General features: G+C 67.7%; 16 protein-coding genes. 14 read left to right on the plus strand and 2 right to left on the minus strand.

Going from position 1 to position 13,891, the window contains the following annotated elements:
• Nucleotides 1-40: 40 nt before the first annotated feature.
• A complete protein-coding gene (locus HZA32_14935) occupies nucleotides 41-1,033 on the minus strand; it encodes an NAD-dependent epimerase/dehydratase family protein (GenBank protein ID MBI5425372.1) in 993 nt (330 codons plus the stop codon).
• Nucleotides 1,034-1,254: 221 nt separating this feature from the next.
• Between HZA32_14935 and HZA32_14940 the strand changes: the two genes are divergently transcribed.
• The 14 genes from HZA32_14940 (at nucleotide 1,255) to HZA32_15005 (ending at nucleotide 11,666) form a co-directional block, all read left to right on the plus strand.
• Nucleotides 1,255-2,040, plus strand: coding sequence for a DeoR/GlpR transcriptional regulator (locus HZA32_14940; protein ID MBI5425373.1), 786 nt, complete (start codon nucleotides 1,255-1,257; stop codon nucleotides 2,038-2,040).
• A gap of 50 nt (nucleotides 2,041-2,090) precedes the next feature.
• Nucleotides 2,091-3,410, plus strand: coding sequence for a 4Fe-4S dicluster domain-containing protein (locus HZA32_14945; protein ID MBI5425374.1), 1,320 nt, complete (start codon nucleotides 2,091-2,093; stop codon nucleotides 3,408-3,410).
• Complete coding sequence (locus tag HZA32_14950) at nucleotides 3,407-3,958, plus strand: BMC domain-containing protein (protein MBI5425375.1); 552 nt, start codon at nucleotides 3,407-3,409, stop codon at nucleotides 3,956-3,958. The genes HZA32_14945 and HZA32_14950 overlap by 4 nt, the downstream gene beginning before the upstream one ends.
• A gap of 132 nt (nucleotides 3,959-4,090) precedes the next feature.
• Nucleotides 4,091-4,768 carry a phosphate propanoyltransferase gene (locus tag HZA32_14955; protein ID MBI5425376.1) on the plus strand — a complete coding sequence of 226 codons (678 nt, stop codon included), beginning with the start codon at nucleotides 4,091-4,093 and terminating at the stop codon, nucleotides 4,766-4,768.
• A 44-nt stretch (nucleotides 4,769-4,812) separates the two neighbouring features.
• Nucleotides 4,813-5,082: a BMC domain-containing protein gene (locus HZA32_14960; GenBank protein MBI5425377.1), complete on the plus strand. Its 270-nt coding sequence runs from the start codon at nucleotides 4,813-4,815 to the stop codon at nucleotides 5,080-5,082.
• A gap of 27 nt (nucleotides 5,083-5,109) precedes the next feature.
• Entirely contained in the window at nucleotides 5,110-5,388 is a 279-nt protein-coding gene (locus HZA32_14965) for a BMC domain-containing protein (protein MBI5425378.1), read from the plus strand.
• A 139-nt stretch (nucleotides 5,389-5,527) separates the two neighbouring features.
• Complete coding sequence (locus HZA32_14970; GenBank protein ID MBI5425379.1) at nucleotides 5,528-6,718, plus strand: acetate kinase; 1,191 nt, start codon at nucleotides 5,528-5,530, stop codon at nucleotides 6,716-6,718.
• A gap of 46 nt (nucleotides 6,719-6,764) precedes the next feature.
• Nucleotides 6,765-7,055, plus strand: coding sequence for a BMC domain-containing protein (locus HZA32_14975; GenBank protein MBI5425380.1), 291 nt, complete (start codon nucleotides 6,765-6,767; stop codon nucleotides 7,053-7,055).
• A gap of 145 nt (nucleotides 7,056-7,200) precedes the next feature.
• Complete coding sequence (locus HZA32_14980; GenBank protein MBI5425381.1) at nucleotides 7,201-7,500, plus strand: EutN/CcmL family microcompartment protein; 300 nt, start codon at nucleotides 7,201-7,203, stop codon at nucleotides 7,498-7,500.
• A gap of 2 nt (nucleotides 7,501-7,502) precedes the next feature.
• Entirely contained in the window at nucleotides 7,503-8,960 is a 1,458-nt protein-coding gene (locus HZA32_14985) for an aldehyde dehydrogenase (protein MBI5425382.1), read from the plus strand.
• A 4-nt stretch (nucleotides 8,961-8,964) separates the two neighbouring features.
• Nucleotides 8,965-9,237 (plus strand): EutN/CcmL family microcompartment protein, encoded by a 273-nt coding sequence (locus HZA32_14990; GenBank protein MBI5425383.1) that lies wholly within the window; start codon nucleotides 8,965-8,967, stop codon nucleotides 9,235-9,237.
• Nucleotides 9,238-9,296: 59 nt separating this feature from the next.
• Nucleotides 9,297-9,617, plus strand: a complete 321-nt coding sequence (locus tag HZA32_14995) for an ethanolamine utilization protein EutN (protein ID MBI5425384.1) — start codon at nucleotides 9,297-9,299, stop codon at nucleotides 9,615-9,617.
• A 51-nt stretch (nucleotides 9,618-9,668) separates the two neighbouring features.
• Complete coding sequence (locus HZA32_15000; protein MBI5425385.1) at nucleotides 9,669-10,757, plus strand: class II aldolase/adducin family protein; 1,089 nt, start codon at nucleotides 9,669-9,671, stop codon at nucleotides 10,755-10,757.
• Nucleotides 10,758-10,814: 57 nt separating this feature from the next.
• On the plus strand, nucleotides 10,815-11,666 hold the full coding sequence (locus tag HZA32_15005) for a hypothetical protein (protein MBI5425386.1): 852 nt from the start codon (nucleotides 10,815-10,817) through the stop codon (nucleotides 11,664-11,666).
• A 12-nt stretch (nucleotides 11,667-11,678) separates the two neighbouring features.
• On the opposite strand, the gene HZA32_15010 is transcribed toward HZA32_15005, so the two are convergent.
• Nucleotides 11,679-13,844, minus strand: a complete 2,166-nt coding sequence (locus HZA32_15010) for an alpha-galactosidase (GenBank protein MBI5425387.1) — start codon at nucleotides 13,842-13,844, stop codon at nucleotides 11,679-11,681.
• Between the last annotated feature and the right edge of the window lie 47 nt (nucleotides 13,845-13,891).

A 13,891-nucleotide genomic window follows, 5' to 3' on the forward strand; every position in this document is an offset into this window, starting at 1 on the left:
CGTCCACCATGGAGGAAAGGCGAGCGCGCCCGCCTTTCGCTCAGAGATAATGGCTCAGCTCGCGCTCGAAGTAAGTCAGCGTGAGCCGCAAGGCCGACCGGAGATCGGCGCGCGGCTTCCACCCGAGCTGCCGCTCGATGAGCGCGCCAGAGGAATAATAGTCGCCGATATCGATCTTCTGGCGATCGGCCGGGAACTCGCGCACGCGGTAGCCAGCGCTTGACGGATGGAGTTCGACCAGCAAGTCGGCCAACTCCCGCAGGCTCACTTTTCCCAACCCGCCAATGTTGTAGACCTGACTGATCGCCTCGTCGCGCGCGCCGGCCTCAAGAAACGCGTCCACCGCGTCGTCCACGTAGGTGAAATCACGCAGCTGCGCCCCACCCCAGACCTCGAATGGCTCGCCCTGCAGCGCAGACTTGATCCAAACTCCCACGAACGTCTGGCGCGCATCCTTGATCCGCATCCGCGGCCCGATCGTGTTGGTCAGGCGCAGCACCGTGCTGCGGATGCCGTGCACCTGCGAATACAGCAGGTGATACTGCTCGCCCGCGAGTTTGTTGATGCCGTTCACGTCGACCGGCCGCAACGGATGCGCCTCGTCCACCGGCAGGTAATCGGGCCGCCCGTAAATCTGCCGCGTGCTCGCAAACACGATCCGCACACCCGGGTTGTGCAGCCGGCAGGCCTCGAGAATCGAAAGCTGCGCCGCGCAGTTGATCTCCAGGTCCGTCACGGGATCCGTCATCGAATCCATGTGGCTGGTCTGCCCGGCCAGGTTGAAGAGCACATCCTGCCCGCGCACGAAGTTGGGCAGGCGGTGAAGGTCCCGCACGTCGGAGATGTGAATCGTCAACCGGTCCTCGATTCCGGCGATATTTCGCCGGTTGCCGCCATACTCGGGAATCAGGCTGTCGATGACGGTCACCTCTGCTCCCGCCTCCACCAGCGCCCGCGCCAGGTTCGAGCCGATGAAGCCCAGGCCGCCCGTGATGAGCACCCGCTTGCCACGATAGGATGAGGCGGACGACATGATCAGGCGCGGCAAGCGGCCGGCATCACAGGGTGAAACGCAAAAACGGGTGACATCAGGCGGGCATCGGAGCACGTCGCCCCGCCCCATTCAAGCCCGACGCAGCGGCCACGCCGCCGCCCGCTCGCGCCCTTCGCACGCATTGCGCAGCACTGGGCTTCGGTTGGCCTTGCCGGATTTATGATTGTCTCCGCTCATATAAATTCCATCTCCTGCCGGCGGTGCGCGTCTCCATGGACATCGTCAATGCCCGCCGGGAGCGACTGCGGCAGCTGATCCGCGTCGACGGTTTCCTGCCGTTGGCCGAGATTTGCCGGCGACTCGAGATTTCCGAAGCCACCGCGCGCCGCGATCTCGCCGTCATCGCCGGCGAGGGCCACATCACCCGCACCCGCGGCGGCGCGCTGGCCGACTACAACGCCTCCTTCGACTCCCTCGCCCAGCGCTCGCACCGCGCCCGCCGCCCGAAGGAAAAGATCGCCGCCGCCGCTCTCGCGCTGCTGCCGCCGAAGGGCACCGTCTTCCTCGACGCCGGCACGACCATCCTCGCCGTCGCGCGCGCCCTCGGCCGCAAGCGCGGCGCGGCCGCCGGCCTGACCTTCGTCACCAACAACCTTTCCGTCGCCACCGTGCTCGGCACGAACGAGGACATCGATCTCCACGTGCTCGGCGGCACCTTCCTGCGACGCCAGGCCGCGCTCCTCGGCGGTGACGCCGTGCGCGCACTGAGCAACTGGCAATTCGACGTCGCCCTGCTTGGCGGCGAAGGCATGGACGCCGACGGCGTCACCAATTCCCACGCCGAGATCGCCGCGTTTCAAAAGACCGTCTGCGAACGCACGCCACGCACCTTCTTCTGCCTCGACGCCACGAAGCTCGGGCGCACCACGCCGCACCGCGTCGCCCGCTGGGGCGAGTTCGCCGGCCTCATCACCGATGCCAACGCGAAGCAGTTCGCCGCCGCCGGCATCAAGATCCCTTCCCGTCAGCTGCTCCACGCCAGTTGAAGTCATGAACCTGACCGCACTCAACACGGCACCACCTGGAGCAACTACGGATGAATCTGGCTGAACTCGTCCGCCTCGCCGGCGTCGTCGGCGCGGGCGGCGGCGGCTTCCCCGCCCACGTCAAACTCAGCGCGCGCGCCGACACCGTCATCGCCAACGGCGCCGAATGCGAGCCGTTGCTCCACAAGGACGCCGCCGTCATGGAGCACCGCGCCGCCGACATCGTGCGCGGCGTCGAACTCGCGATGGACGCCGTCGGCGCCACCACCGGCGTCATCGCGATCAAGGCGAAGAACCAGCACGCCGTCGAAACCGTCACCGCCGCCTGCGCCGGCACGCGCGCCGTCGTGAAACTGCTCGGCGACTACTACCCCGCCGGCGACGAATACGATCTCGTCCACGAAGTCACCGGCCGCCTCATTCCGGCCGCCGGCCTCCCGATTCACGCCGGCGTCGTCGTGAACAACGTCGAGACGCTCGCCAACATCGCCGCCGCCGCAGGCGGCCGCCCCGTCACGCTCAAATACCTCACCATCGCCGGCGCCGTGCGCGAACCCGTCACACTCGCCGTGCCCGTCGGCACGAGCTTCGCGGAGTGCATCGCCGCCGCCGGTGGCGCGACCGTGCCCGATCCGGTGCTTTGCCTCGGCGGCATGATGATGGGCGAAACGACGTCGAATCTCGACGTGCCCGTCACGAAGACTTCCACCGGCGTCATCGTGCTCTCGCACGAACACCCAGTCGTGAAGCGCAAGCTCACGCCGCCCGAGTCCAAGGCGCGCATCGGCAAGTCCGCCTGCGACCAGTGTCGCTATTGCACCGAATACTGCCCGCGCTTCCTCCTCGGCTACACTGTCGAGCCGCACCTCGTGATGCGCGGCCTCGGCTTCAACGCCACCGGTAAACAGGACTGGAACGACTGGGCCGCGCTCTGCTGCGCCTGCGGACTCTGCACGCTCTACGCGTGCCCCGAACAGCTCTTCCCCAAGGAAGCCTGCGACGACGCCAAATCGGCCCTCCGCGCCGCCAACCGCAAGTGGTCTGGCCCCACGACGCCGCGCCCGCACCCGATGCGCGAAGGCCGCCGCGTCCCCATCAAGGCCTTGCTGCGCAAGCTCAGTCTCGAAGGGCTCGATGCTCCCGCCCATCTCCGCGCCGAACCGCTGGCGCCCGCGCGCGTCACGCTGCGCCTGAAACAAGGTGCCGGCGCGCCGAGCCAGCCGCTCGTCGCCGTCGGCGCGCGCGTGGCCGCCGGTGATGCGATCGCCGAGCCCGCCGCCGGCGCGCTGGGTTCGCGCCTGCACGCGCCGTTCGCCGGCGTCGTCGAGGCCGTCACCGCCACCGAAATCCTCCTCTCCCGCTCCGTATGAAAGAGAAATCCATCGGGCTCCTTGAACTCTCGAGCGTCGCCACCGGCTTTCGCGCCGCCGACACGATGCTGAAGGGCGGCGACGTGCGCCTCCTGCTCAGCCGCTCCATCTGCTCCGGCAAATACATGGTGCTCATCGGCGGCGATCCCGCCTCCGTCGAGTCCGCCATCGCCGCCGGCGCCGAGGCGGCCAACGGCTTCCTCATCGACAAGACCGTCATCGCGAACATCCAGCCGGAAGTCCTCGAGGCCATCGGCCGCGCCCAAGTGCCGCAGCCGAACGGCGCCCTCGGCGTCATCGAATCCTTCAGCGTCGCCGCGCTCATCCGCGCCGCCGACACCGTCGCCAAGGCCGCCAACGTCACGCTGCTCGAGCTGCGCCTCGCCATGGCGCTCGGCGGCAAGGCGTATTGCACGCTCACCGGCGACGTCGCCTCGGTCGACGCCGCCGTGAAGGCCGGCGCGCTCGTCCTCGCCGAAGCCGGCGTGCTCGTTGATGCCGTCGTCCTCCCGCGCCCGCATCCCGACGTCTACCGCGAGGTCGTCTGACGCGCGCACCGTTCCCGTTGCCTCAATCTACTCCAGTCCCGATATGAGCGAAACCGCGCATATCCGCACAGCAAAAGCCAACCTACGCCCAGCGCCGCCTGTCGCCCTCTGGCACAATCCCCTCTCCGAAAGATGAGTTCCGCCCCAGCGTTGCCCCATCGGGCTGAGATCGAACACGTCGTCCGCCGCCTCGTTTACCAGCGGCTGAACCTTCCCATGCCCACCGCGGCCAAGGCGCCGCGCCCGCTCGTCGTCAATGTGAGCGCCCGGCATTGCCACCTCACGCAGGCGGCCGTCGACACGCTCTTCGGCAAGGGCCACAAGCTTCAGCCGAAGAAGATGCTCTACCAGGCCGGCCAGTTCGCCGCTGAGGAGAGCGTCACGCTCATCGGCCCGCGCAGCCGCGTCATCTCCAATCTCCGCATTCTCGGCCCATGCCGCGACCTCAACCAAGTCGAACTCGCCTACACCGACGCCATCTCGCTCGGCTTCGAGATTCCGCTGCGCGCCTCCGGCGACATCAAGGGCACCCCGGGCTGCATGCTTATGGGGCCGGCCGGCTTCCTCGAATTGCCCGAAGGCGTCATTCGTGCCGCACCGCACGCGCACATGCACCCCGACGATGCCGCATTCTACGGCGTAAAGGCCGGCGACTTCATGAAGCTCCGCATCGGCGGCCCGGCCGGCATCACTTTCGACCGCATGCTCGTGCGTGTCTCACCCGACTTCAAACTCGAGGTGCACATCGACACCGACGAGGGCAACGCCTGCGGCCTCGGGCCGGGCACGCCGGTCGAGCTGATCCGCTGATCCATTTTCCCAACCCATCGCATCCAACTCCAATCCCCATCCTCATGAGTGAATCCATCGGCATGGTAGAAACCAAAGGCTACGTCGGCTCCGTTGAAGCCAGCGACGCCATGGTGAAGGCGGCCGGCGTCTCGCTGGCCAAGCAGATCCAGATCGGCGGCGGTCTGGTCACCGTCGTCGTTAAGGGCGACGTCGGCTCCGTCAAAGCCGCGGTCGAAGCCGGCTCCGAAGCCGCCAAACGCGTCGGCGAACTCGTCTGCGCGCACGTCATCGCGCGCCCGCACGCCGAATTGGTCAAACAATTCGGATTCTAATCCCCAACCTCGAACACCTCTTTCGCCATGGCTCAAGAAGCACTCGGCATGATTGAAACCAAGGGTCTGTGCGCGCTCATCGAAGCCGCCGACGCCGCCCTCAAAGCCGCCAACGTCACCATGACCGGCTACGAAACCATCGGCTCCGGCCACGTGGCCGCGTTCTTCCGCGGCGACGTCGCCGCGCTGAAGGCCGCTGTCGACTCCGGCGCCGAAGCCGCCAAACGCGTCGGCGAAGTCGTCGCCGTCCAAGTCATCCCGCGCCCGCACGAGGACCTCGCCGGCCTCGGCAAGTGGGTCGCCTGAGCGGCCCGCCGCTAAATCCAGGTGGAGCGCGTTGACCCCAACGCGCTCGGGCGAGAACGCGTTGAGGTCAACGCGTTCCCCCCCACCAACCTGTTTCGCTCTTCTCGAAATCCGCCCACCGCTCTCTCGCGCATCGCTCATGAACATCCTCGTCGCGAACCTCGGCTCCACCTCGTTCAAGTATCGCCTCTTCGGCCTGCAAGGCGAAGCGGCGCGCCTGCTCGCCAAGGGCGGCTTTGAACGCGTGACCGATCATCGCACGGCGATCGATCAGGCGCTGGGCGAACTCGCCGACGCCGGCCTCGTGCGCGGGCCGGCCGATCTCGCCGCCGTCGCGTTCAAGACCGTGCTCGGTGGCGACGTGACGGGCTGCGTGCTCGCCGATGAGCGAGTCGAAGCCGCGCTCCGCGCCACCGCCGACATCGCCCCGGCTCACAATCCCGCCTACGCCGAAGGCTTGCGCGTCTTCCGCGAACGACTGCCCAGCGTGCCGCGCGTCGCGCTGTTCGAGACGGCGTTCTACCAATGGGTGCCCGACTACGCGCGCCGCTACGCCGTGCCGGAGTCGTGGTATCAAGCCGGCATCCGCCGGAACGGTTTCCACGGCGCCAGCCACAAGTTCATCGCCGAGCGCTCAGCCGAACTGCTCGGACGCGACGACATCGCCGCCGTCGTGCGCCGCCTCTATCTCGACGGACCGAAAGTGATTCCCGGCGCCCCGGTGCGCGTCATCTCGTGCCACCTCGGCGGCTCCAGTTCGGTGACCGGAATCTCCGACGGTGTCGCCATCGGCACGAGCATGGGCCTCAGCCCGCAATCCGGCCTCCCGCAGAACAACCGCGTCGGCGATCTCGACTCCGCTGCCGCCGCCACCGCAATGCGCCGTCTCGGCCTTTCCACGGAGCAAGTCGACCGCGCGCTCACCAAGGAGAGCGGCCTCCTCGGTCTCTCCGGCGTGAGCAACGACCTGCGCGACATCAAGGCCGCCGCTGACAAAGGCGATAAACGCGCGCAGACCGCGCTCGATGTCTATGTGCACTCGATCCGCCACTGGGTCGGCGCGTTCTGGTTCGATCTGGGCGGGTGCGACGCCCTCACCTTCACCGGCGGCATCGGCGAAAACGCCGCCTGGCTCCGCGAAGCCGTTTGCGCGGGCCTGTCCGACCTCGGCCTCGATCTCGATTGCGAGCGCAACGGTGCCAACACGCCCGAATCCGACCTCGCCGCCAACGAATCGCGCACGCGCGTCTTCGCCATTCCCGCGAACGAGGAACTCGTCGTCGCCAGTGAAGCCGCCCGCCTCCTCACCGACCTCCACGTCGCCCGCTGATCTTTCTCTCAACTCTCATCCCTCAACTCTCAACCCAACTACCACCATGGCCCAATCCGCCCTCGGTCTCCTCGAAACTCGCGGCATCACGGCGCTCGTCGCCGGCACTGATGCCATGCTCAAGTCCGCCAATGTCTCGCTCGTCGGCCCGATGAAACAGGTCGGCAACGCGCTCGTGACCGCCGTCGTCACCGGCGACGTCGCCGCCGTGAAAGCCGCCGTCGAATCCGGCGCCGCCGCCGCCAAGGCCTACGGCGAAGTCGTCAGCGTGCAGGTCATCCCGCGCCCGCACGACGAGATCGCCGTCGTGCTGCCGAAGCCGGTCGCGAAGAAGTAACGCGCTCCGCCGGGCCGGCACTTCGCGGGCCCGGCTTTCACGGCCTGGCCGCTGCGCATCGCGTCGCACGCCCGGCTCGTCGGGACGACGCGCCCTACCGGTCGGCCCTCCGCTCCAGACTCTCAGCTCTCAACTTCATCGCCCCATGTTCCTCGCTCGCGTTATCGGCGCCGTGGTCTCCACCAAAAAGGACGAGACCATGCGCGGCCGCAAACTTCTGCTCCTGCGCCCGATGTTGGTCGACGAGGCCAAGCCCGCGCAGTTCCGCCCCGGCTCGAACACCATCGTCGCCGTCGACTCGCTCGGCGCCGGCGCGGGCGACCTCGTGCTGTTCTGCCAGGGCAGCTCCGCCCGGCAGGCCGCGGGCATGAAATCCCTCCCCATCGACGCCGCCGTCATCGGCCTCGTCGATACCGTCGAAGTGCTCGGCAACCGTCTCGCCTGACCATGTCTCTCGCCATTGATGAAGCGCTGGTTCGCAGCGTCGTTGAGGAAGTAGTCAAAACCTTCGGCCGCTCGCCCGCGGCCGCGCCGGCTCCCGCGAGCTACGCCGCTCCCGCCATCGTGAGCGGCCGCCGCCCCGGCGTGTTCGCCGACGCCCCGACCGCCTGCGCCGGCGCGCACCAGGCCTTCTTGAAGCTCTCCGCCGCCGGCATCGCCGGCCGCGCCAAGGTCATCGAGATCGTCAAGACCCTCTGCAGCCAAAAGGCGCAGGAATGGGGCAAGTTCGAATTCGCCGAGACCAAGATCGGCCGCTTGCCCGACAAGGTCGGCAAGCTCGAGATCGTGAAGCTCGTCCCCGGCGTCGAGTGGCTCCGCCCCGACGCGCGCAGCGGCGACCACGGCATCACGCTCGAGGAGTTCACGCCCTACGGCGTCATCGCGGCGATCCTGCCGATGACGCACTCCATCCCGACGCTCTCCGGCAACATCATCAACATGGTGGCCGCCGGCAACGCCGTGGTCTTCAACCCGCACCCGGGCGGCGCCAAGTCCGCCGCGCTCGCCGTCGCGACCTACAACGAGGCGATCAAGGCCGCGCTCGGCATCGAGAATCTTGTCTGCACCATCGAGCAACCGTCGCTCGAATCCTTCGACGCCCTCTGCAAGGCCCCCGAAGTCCGCATGCTCTGCGTGACCGGTGGCCCGCAAGTCGTCGCCGCCGCGATGAAATCCGGCAAGCGCGCCGTCTGCGCGGGGCCGGGCAACCCGCCCGTCCTCGTCGACGGCACCGGCTGCGTCCAACAAGCCGCCAAGAAGATCATCGAGGGCGCCGCGTTCGACAACAACCTGCTCTGCATCGGCGAAAAGGAAGTCTTCGTGCTCGAATCCTGCGCCGACGCCTTCATCGCCGCGCTCTCGCGCCACGGCGCCAAGCAGCTCAACAGCCACCAGCTCGACCGCCTCACGAAAGTCGCTTTCTCGATGAAGCCCGACGCCGGTGGCTGCTCGCACGCGGTGCTGAACCGCGCGCTCGTCGGCGCCGACGCCGCCGTGCTCGCGAAGCATGCGGGCATCGAGGTTTCCGCCGAAACGCCGCTGCTCTTCGCCGAGACGGACGAGAATCATCCTTTCGTCTACGAGGAGCAGATGATGCCGATGCTGCCGATCATCCGCGTGAAGAGCGTGGAGCAAGGCATCGCCGGCGCGGTGAAAGCCGAGCACGGCTACAAGCACTCCGCGATCATCCACTCGCTCAACGTCGACCACATGACCGCCATGGCGCGCGCGCTCGACACGACCTTGTTCGTCAAGAACGGCGCCTGCACCGCCGGCCTCGGCCTCGGCGGCGAAGGCTACCTCTCCTACTCAATCGCCACGACGACCGGCGAAGGCATCACGACGCCCCGCACGTTCACCCGCACGCGCCGCTGCGTGATGGTCGACAACCTCCGGATCTACTGAGCCGATGAACTACGCGCGCATCGACGGCACCATCGTGGCGGCGGCCTGCCATCCCAGCATGGCCGGCACGCGCACGGTGATTTGCCAGCCCCTCGATGCCGAAGGCCGCGACGAGGGCACGCCCGTCCTCGCCGTCGATCCGCTCGGCGCCGGCCTCCATCAGCGCGTGATTCTCTCCACCGACGGCTCGGCCACGCGCCAGCTCGTCAAAGATCCGAAGACGCCGTTGCGAAACCTGATCATCGGCATCGTCGACACTCAGGACACACACGCCTGATACCGCTCTGCTTTTCTACTCACTACTCGCTACCCGCTACTCGCTACTCCGCCAAACCCATGCGCCTCGGCACTGTCATCGGCCGCGTCACGCTCACACTCAAGGAGCCCGTCTACTCGGCCGGCAGCCTCTTGATCGTGCAGCCGTTCACCCGCGAGCAATTCGCCGCCGCCGCGCGCGCGATGCCAAAGGACACCCCGAAAGCCCCGCTCGCCCCCGGCTCCTCGCTCGTGGTGTTCGATGAACTCGGCGCGAACGTCGGCAGCATCATCGGCTTCACCGAAGGCGCCGAAGCCTCGCAGCCGTTCGAAGGCGACGCCCCCGTCGACGCCTACAGTGCCTGCCTCGTCGACCAAATCGACTACCAGCCCCTGCGCTAATTTCCCCCTCTCTCAGCTCTAGACTCTCAGCTCTCAGTTTTTTTCCACCTCATGCCTCAAGTCCTCACTCTCAGCGAAGTCGAAGCGCTCACCAAGTCCGGCCAGGCCATCCCGGCCGACGCCATGCTGACGCCCTCCGCCCGCGACTTCGTCAACGAACGCACCCGCTACGCCGGCCGCGCCCACTCGAACGGCACCGCCAGTCACGCGGCGCCCGCTCGCAACGGCAGCGCGCCCAAAGCCCCGTCGATCCCCGACTACGAATTCAAGTGGACGCCCGGCACCGATCCGAAGACGCCGGCCGAGATCGAAAAGTTCTTCAACTCGCCCGCGATCCAAGTCCTCAAGCAGCGCATGTGCGACATGGGCTCGCGCCTCTGGACGCGCGACTACACCGACGGCAACGGCGGCAACATCACGATCCGCGTCGGCGACAACCTCGCGCTCTGCACGCCCACGCTCATCTGCAAGGGCTTCATGAAGCCCGACGATATGTGCCTCGTCGACCTCGACGGCAACCAGCTCGCCGGCACGCGCGTGCGCACGAGCGAAGCGAAGACGCATTTCGGCATCATGAAGCGCCAGCCGGCCGCCAAGGCCTGCGTGCACGCGCACCCGCCGCACGCCACCGCCTTCGCCATCGCCAACGCGCAGATTCCCTCGTGCCTCATCCCCGAGGCCGAAGTGTTCCTCGGCAAGATCGGCGTCGCGAAATACCAGACGCCCGGCACCGCCGCCAACGCCGATGAAGTCGGCGAAGTCGGCCGCGACCACCAAGCCGTGCTCATGCAGAACCACGGCGTGATCGTGTGGGGTAAGGACGTCGAGGACGCTTACTGGAAGATGGAGAACATCGACTCCTATTGCCGCACCGTCTGGATCGCCGCCGGTCTCGGCACGGGACTGCACCGCTTCAGCACCGAGCACCTGAAGGATTTGATCAACCTGCGCCAAAAACTCGGCATGCCCGACCCGCGCGCCTCGCTGAAGGAATGCGAACTGTGCGACACGACCGATTTCCGCCCCGGCGCCGTCTGCGAATCGCCCACGTCGGCGCGCGAAGCTGCCCCGAATCCCGAAGTCGAAGCGCTCGTCCAGAAGCTCACGGACGAAATCACCCGCAAACTGGCCGGCGCCTGAGCCCAAGGCGCGCCCCGCGCGCAACCTTGACGGGCCGCCGCGGTCAGCAGAAGAGCGATGAACTCCTCCCCCGGTGACTCTCCCCGCGCCCGCGAGCCCCTGCGCTCGCCGTGGTTCCGCCGTGCACTCTGGCTCGGCATCCTCGCGACGTTCCTCGGCGTGGCGTGGTCGTGGCAAGCCACCCACTTTGCCCGCCGCGAACGCGCCTCCGCCACCACCCGGCAGGCGCACGCCCATGCGCTCGATCTCGCCCTTGTGGAACTCTCCGCCGCCGCGACGCAGGCGGACGCCGCGGCCGAAATCTTCCTCGCCACGTGGCGCTCCTCGTATCTCGACGACGCACTCGCCACCGAAGACGCGCTGCGCCGTCGCCTCGCCGGCCTGCGCGCCGAGCTCGCGACGGACACAGCACTCGCGCCGTCGCTCGAGACGCTGGATTCGCTCCTGGAACAGCGCCGCACCAACATCGCGCAATTGATCGCGTGGGCCCGCGCCGGCCAGTTCAACCGGGTGCGCGAATGGAGCGAAGCACACCGCGACGCGGTGCGCGCCGGAGCCGTGCAAGCCGCCATCGATTCGCTCATCGCCAGCCAGCGTCTTGCCCGTGAACAGGACGCGGCCGTCCTGGCCGCAGCAGCGCGGCGCAGCGATCAAGTGATGTATCTCAGCTGGATCGTGGAGGCATCGCTCTGCGCCCTCGTTGCGTGGCTCCTCTGGCGCTACGAACGCTCCCGCCAGCTCGTAATCATGTGCGCGTGGTCGCGCACGATCCAGTTCGAGGGCGAGTGGCTGACGTTCGAACAATACCTCGAGCGCCGTTTCGGCCTCCAAACCTCCCACGGCGTGCGCCCCGAAGTCGCCGCGCAAATCGACGCGGAGGATCGCGAAAACCACACCGGCACCCCGTAGTGCCCCGCGTCCTCAGGCGGGGTCAGCGCCGAGCAGCATCACGCCCCCCACCCACTCGGCGCTCGGCTGCCAGACCACCGTCGCTGTCTCCACCCGCGCGGGGGCCGCATCGCCCAAGGTTCGCTCGAGGCGCCACTTTCGACCGGCCGGCAGCGCAAGCTGCAACGGAACAGCCGCGCCCGCGAATACATGCCAGACGACGAGCACGCGCCGCGCATCGGGGGACACGAAAGTCGCGATCTGGCTTCCCATCGGATGCGCCAGCGACTCGCCTCCCGTTCGCCGGTAGCGCGCGATTCCGTCGCGAATCAACGGCGCCACTTCGCGGTAGAGCGCTATCGCCTCCGTCACCCTCCGCCACGCCGTATCGTCCAAGGCACTCACGTCGCCCGAGAGGAACATTCGACCGAGGAACGTGGCCGCGAGCGAATAGCTGAGCCGCGCCGGACTGTCGCTCGCGCGCAACACCGCCCAGATCTGCTTCTGCGCGGACCAAACCAGCGGATTCAGATTCGCCGCGATCAGCGGGATGTCCGGCGTCTCGTGCGCGTCGGAAAACGAACTCATCGCCGTCAGCGCCATCATCGACGGTTCGAGACGATGTCCACCCGATGAGCAGTTCTCGATCACGAGATCCGGCAACTCGCGCCGCAGACGCGCGAAGAACCGCTGCACGCCGGCCAGATGCTCGCGGAGATTTTCGCCCGGCGATAGCGGTCCGTCGACGCCCGGGCCGATCGAGTCGTTGCAGTCGACCTTGAGATAACCGAAGCCGTCGTCGCGCAGCCGCGCGATCACGCGCTCAGCGAGGAATTCGTGCACCCAAGGGTCGCGAAAATCCCAGAAACGCCGCGCACCAACCTGCAACGGCGCGCCGTCGCGGTGGATTTGATGAGCCGTCTCGTTCCACGCGTTCGAGCCGGGATTGATCGCCTCGAACTCGAACCAAAGCCCCGGCACCAGCCCTCGCGCGCGGATTGCGTCCGACGTCGCGCGCAAGCCGCCGGGAAACGCGCGGCGGTTCACGCGCCAGTCGCCGTTCTGCTGAAACTGGTCGCCCGGGCGCTCAGCCCATCCGTCGTCGATGACGAGGTAGCGCACGCCACTGCCGGCCAGCCGGTCCGCGAGCGCGACGAGCGAGTCATGCGTCGGGTGTCCCCACGACGTGCACCATTCGTTGAACACCACCGGCAGCTCCGCCTCTCCGGCGGGCAGCGGCTGTGCGCGGAATCGCGCAGCGTCCAGCAGCCGGTCGCACGCCTCGACCACACCACCGACGGCGGCGGTCAGAATCGCCGCGGGCGCCTCGACGCGGCCGCCCGGGGCGAGCGTGTGTCGCCATTCACCGTGCAACCGATCGGGGCCGCCGCCCGAGAGCGCGACTTGATCGGCGCGCCGATAGACTTCGAGGTGCCACGTGCCGGGCGTGGCGAGTTGCGCTGCCCAAGTCACACCCGCAACGCGATCTTCGAGCGCAAGAAACGGGAACCAGCCGTTCACCGGCAGCGAGCCCGCTTGGCCGAAACGTTCGCTGCGCACGCCGTGGCCAGTCCACGAACGCTCCAAGTGCAGCGCTTCCACCGAGCGCTCCTCGTGTCGCCCTTCCGCGCTCCACGCGCTGCGGAAGCGATGCACGTGCAACCGTCCCGGTGCATCGTCGGCGGCGAATGGCGTCAGGCCGCCGAGGGAAAAGGCGCTGAGGAAATCGAGCGTGAGCGGCCGTGGCGTTGGGTTTTCGGCCGAGACCCGCACCGTCGCGACTCCGGTGCGAGGATCAACCGTCAACTCGTGGCGGCACACGAGGTCGCAATCGGCTGCGAGCACCGTCGTGAGCACGACTTTGCCGTCCGCGTCCTCGCGACGGTGATCGCGCACGACAAAGCTCGCGGTGGTCGCGCTGTTCCGAAGCGTGCGGCCGTTCGCGAAGCCTCCGGGCAACACGTCGCCGCTGACGTGGGCGTGCACGAGCGGGTCGACTTCCCACGCACGCGTGCGATTCCACGGTGCCGGCAGTTGCGTGATCGCGGGCGAATCGAGCCACTCGCGCGGTGCGACTGCGTCGCTCGCTTTCGCGAGCGGCAGCAGCATCAGGCCCCACGCATCGGGACGATCCTCGGGCGCGACGTAGCGCACGAGCAGGTCACCGATTGAGTATTCGGCGCGAACGAGAATCGGCATGCGGGTTCTTAAATGCAAAGCGGCGAAAGTCGCGAGACTTTCGCCGC

Source organism: Opitutia bacterium (genome assembly GCA_016217545.1).
Taxonomy (GTDB): domain Bacteria; phylum Verrucomicrobiota; class Verrucomicrobiia; order Opitutales; family Opitutaceae; genus Didemnitutus.

Bases quoted from the DNA above. Each gene is read 5' to 3' on its own strand.
- HZA32_15005 (MBI5425386.1), top strand. From the start codon at position 10,815: ATGAACTCCTCCCCCGGTGACTCTCCCCGCGCCCGCGAGCCCCTGCGC.
- HZA32_14945 (MBI5425374.1), top strand. From the start codon at position 2,091: ATGAATCTGGCTGAACTCGTCCGCCTCGCCGGCGTCGTCGGCGCGGGC.
- HZA32_15010 (MBI5425387.1), bottom strand. From the start codon at position 13,844: ATGCCGATTCTCGTTCGCGCCGAATACTCAATCGGTGACCTGCTCGTG.
- HZA32_14935 (MBI5425372.1), bottom strand. From the start codon at position 1,033: ATGTCGTCCGCCTCATCCTATCGTGGCAAGCGGGTGCTCATCACGGGC.
- HZA32_14955 (MBI5425376.1), top strand. From the start codon at position 4,091: ATGAGTTCCGCCCCAGCGTTGCCCCATCGGGCTGAGATCGAACACGTC.
- HZA32_14985 (MBI5425382.1), top strand. From the start codon at position 7,503: ATGTCTCTCGCCATTGATGAAGCGCTGGTTCGCAGCGTCGTTGAGGAA.
- HZA32_14960 (MBI5425377.1), top strand. From the start codon at position 4,813: ATGAGTGAATCCATCGGCATGGTAGAAACCAAAGGCTACGTCGGCTCC.
- HZA32_14975 (MBI5425380.1), top strand. From the start codon at position 6,765: ATGGCCCAATCCGCCCTCGGTCTCCTCGAAACTCGCGGCATCACGGCG.
- HZA32_14980 (MBI5425381.1), top strand. From the start codon at position 7,201: ATGTTCCTCGCTCGCGTTATCGGCGCCGTGGTCTCCACCAAAAAGGAC.
- HZA32_14995 (MBI5425384.1), top strand. From the start codon at position 9,297: ATGCGCCTCGGCACTGTCATCGGCCGCGTCACGCTCACACTCAAGGAG.
- HZA32_14970 (MBI5425379.1), top strand. From the start codon at position 5,528: ATGAACATCCTCGTCGCGAACCTCGGCTCCACCTCGTTCAAGTATCGC.
- HZA32_14965 (MBI5425378.1), top strand. From the start codon at position 5,110: ATGGCTCAAGAAGCACTCGGCATGATTGAAACCAAGGGTCTGTGCGCG.
- HZA32_15000 (MBI5425385.1), top strand. From the start codon at position 9,669: ATGCCTCAAGTCCTCACTCTCAGCGAAGTCGAAGCGCTCACCAAGTCC.
- HZA32_14990 (MBI5425383.1), top strand. From the start codon at position 8,965: ATGAACTACGCGCGCATCGACGGCACCATCGTGGCGGCGGCCTGCCAT.
- HZA32_14950 (MBI5425375.1), top strand. From the start codon at position 3,407: ATGAAAGAGAAATCCATCGGGCTCCTTGAACTCTCGAGCGTCGCCACC.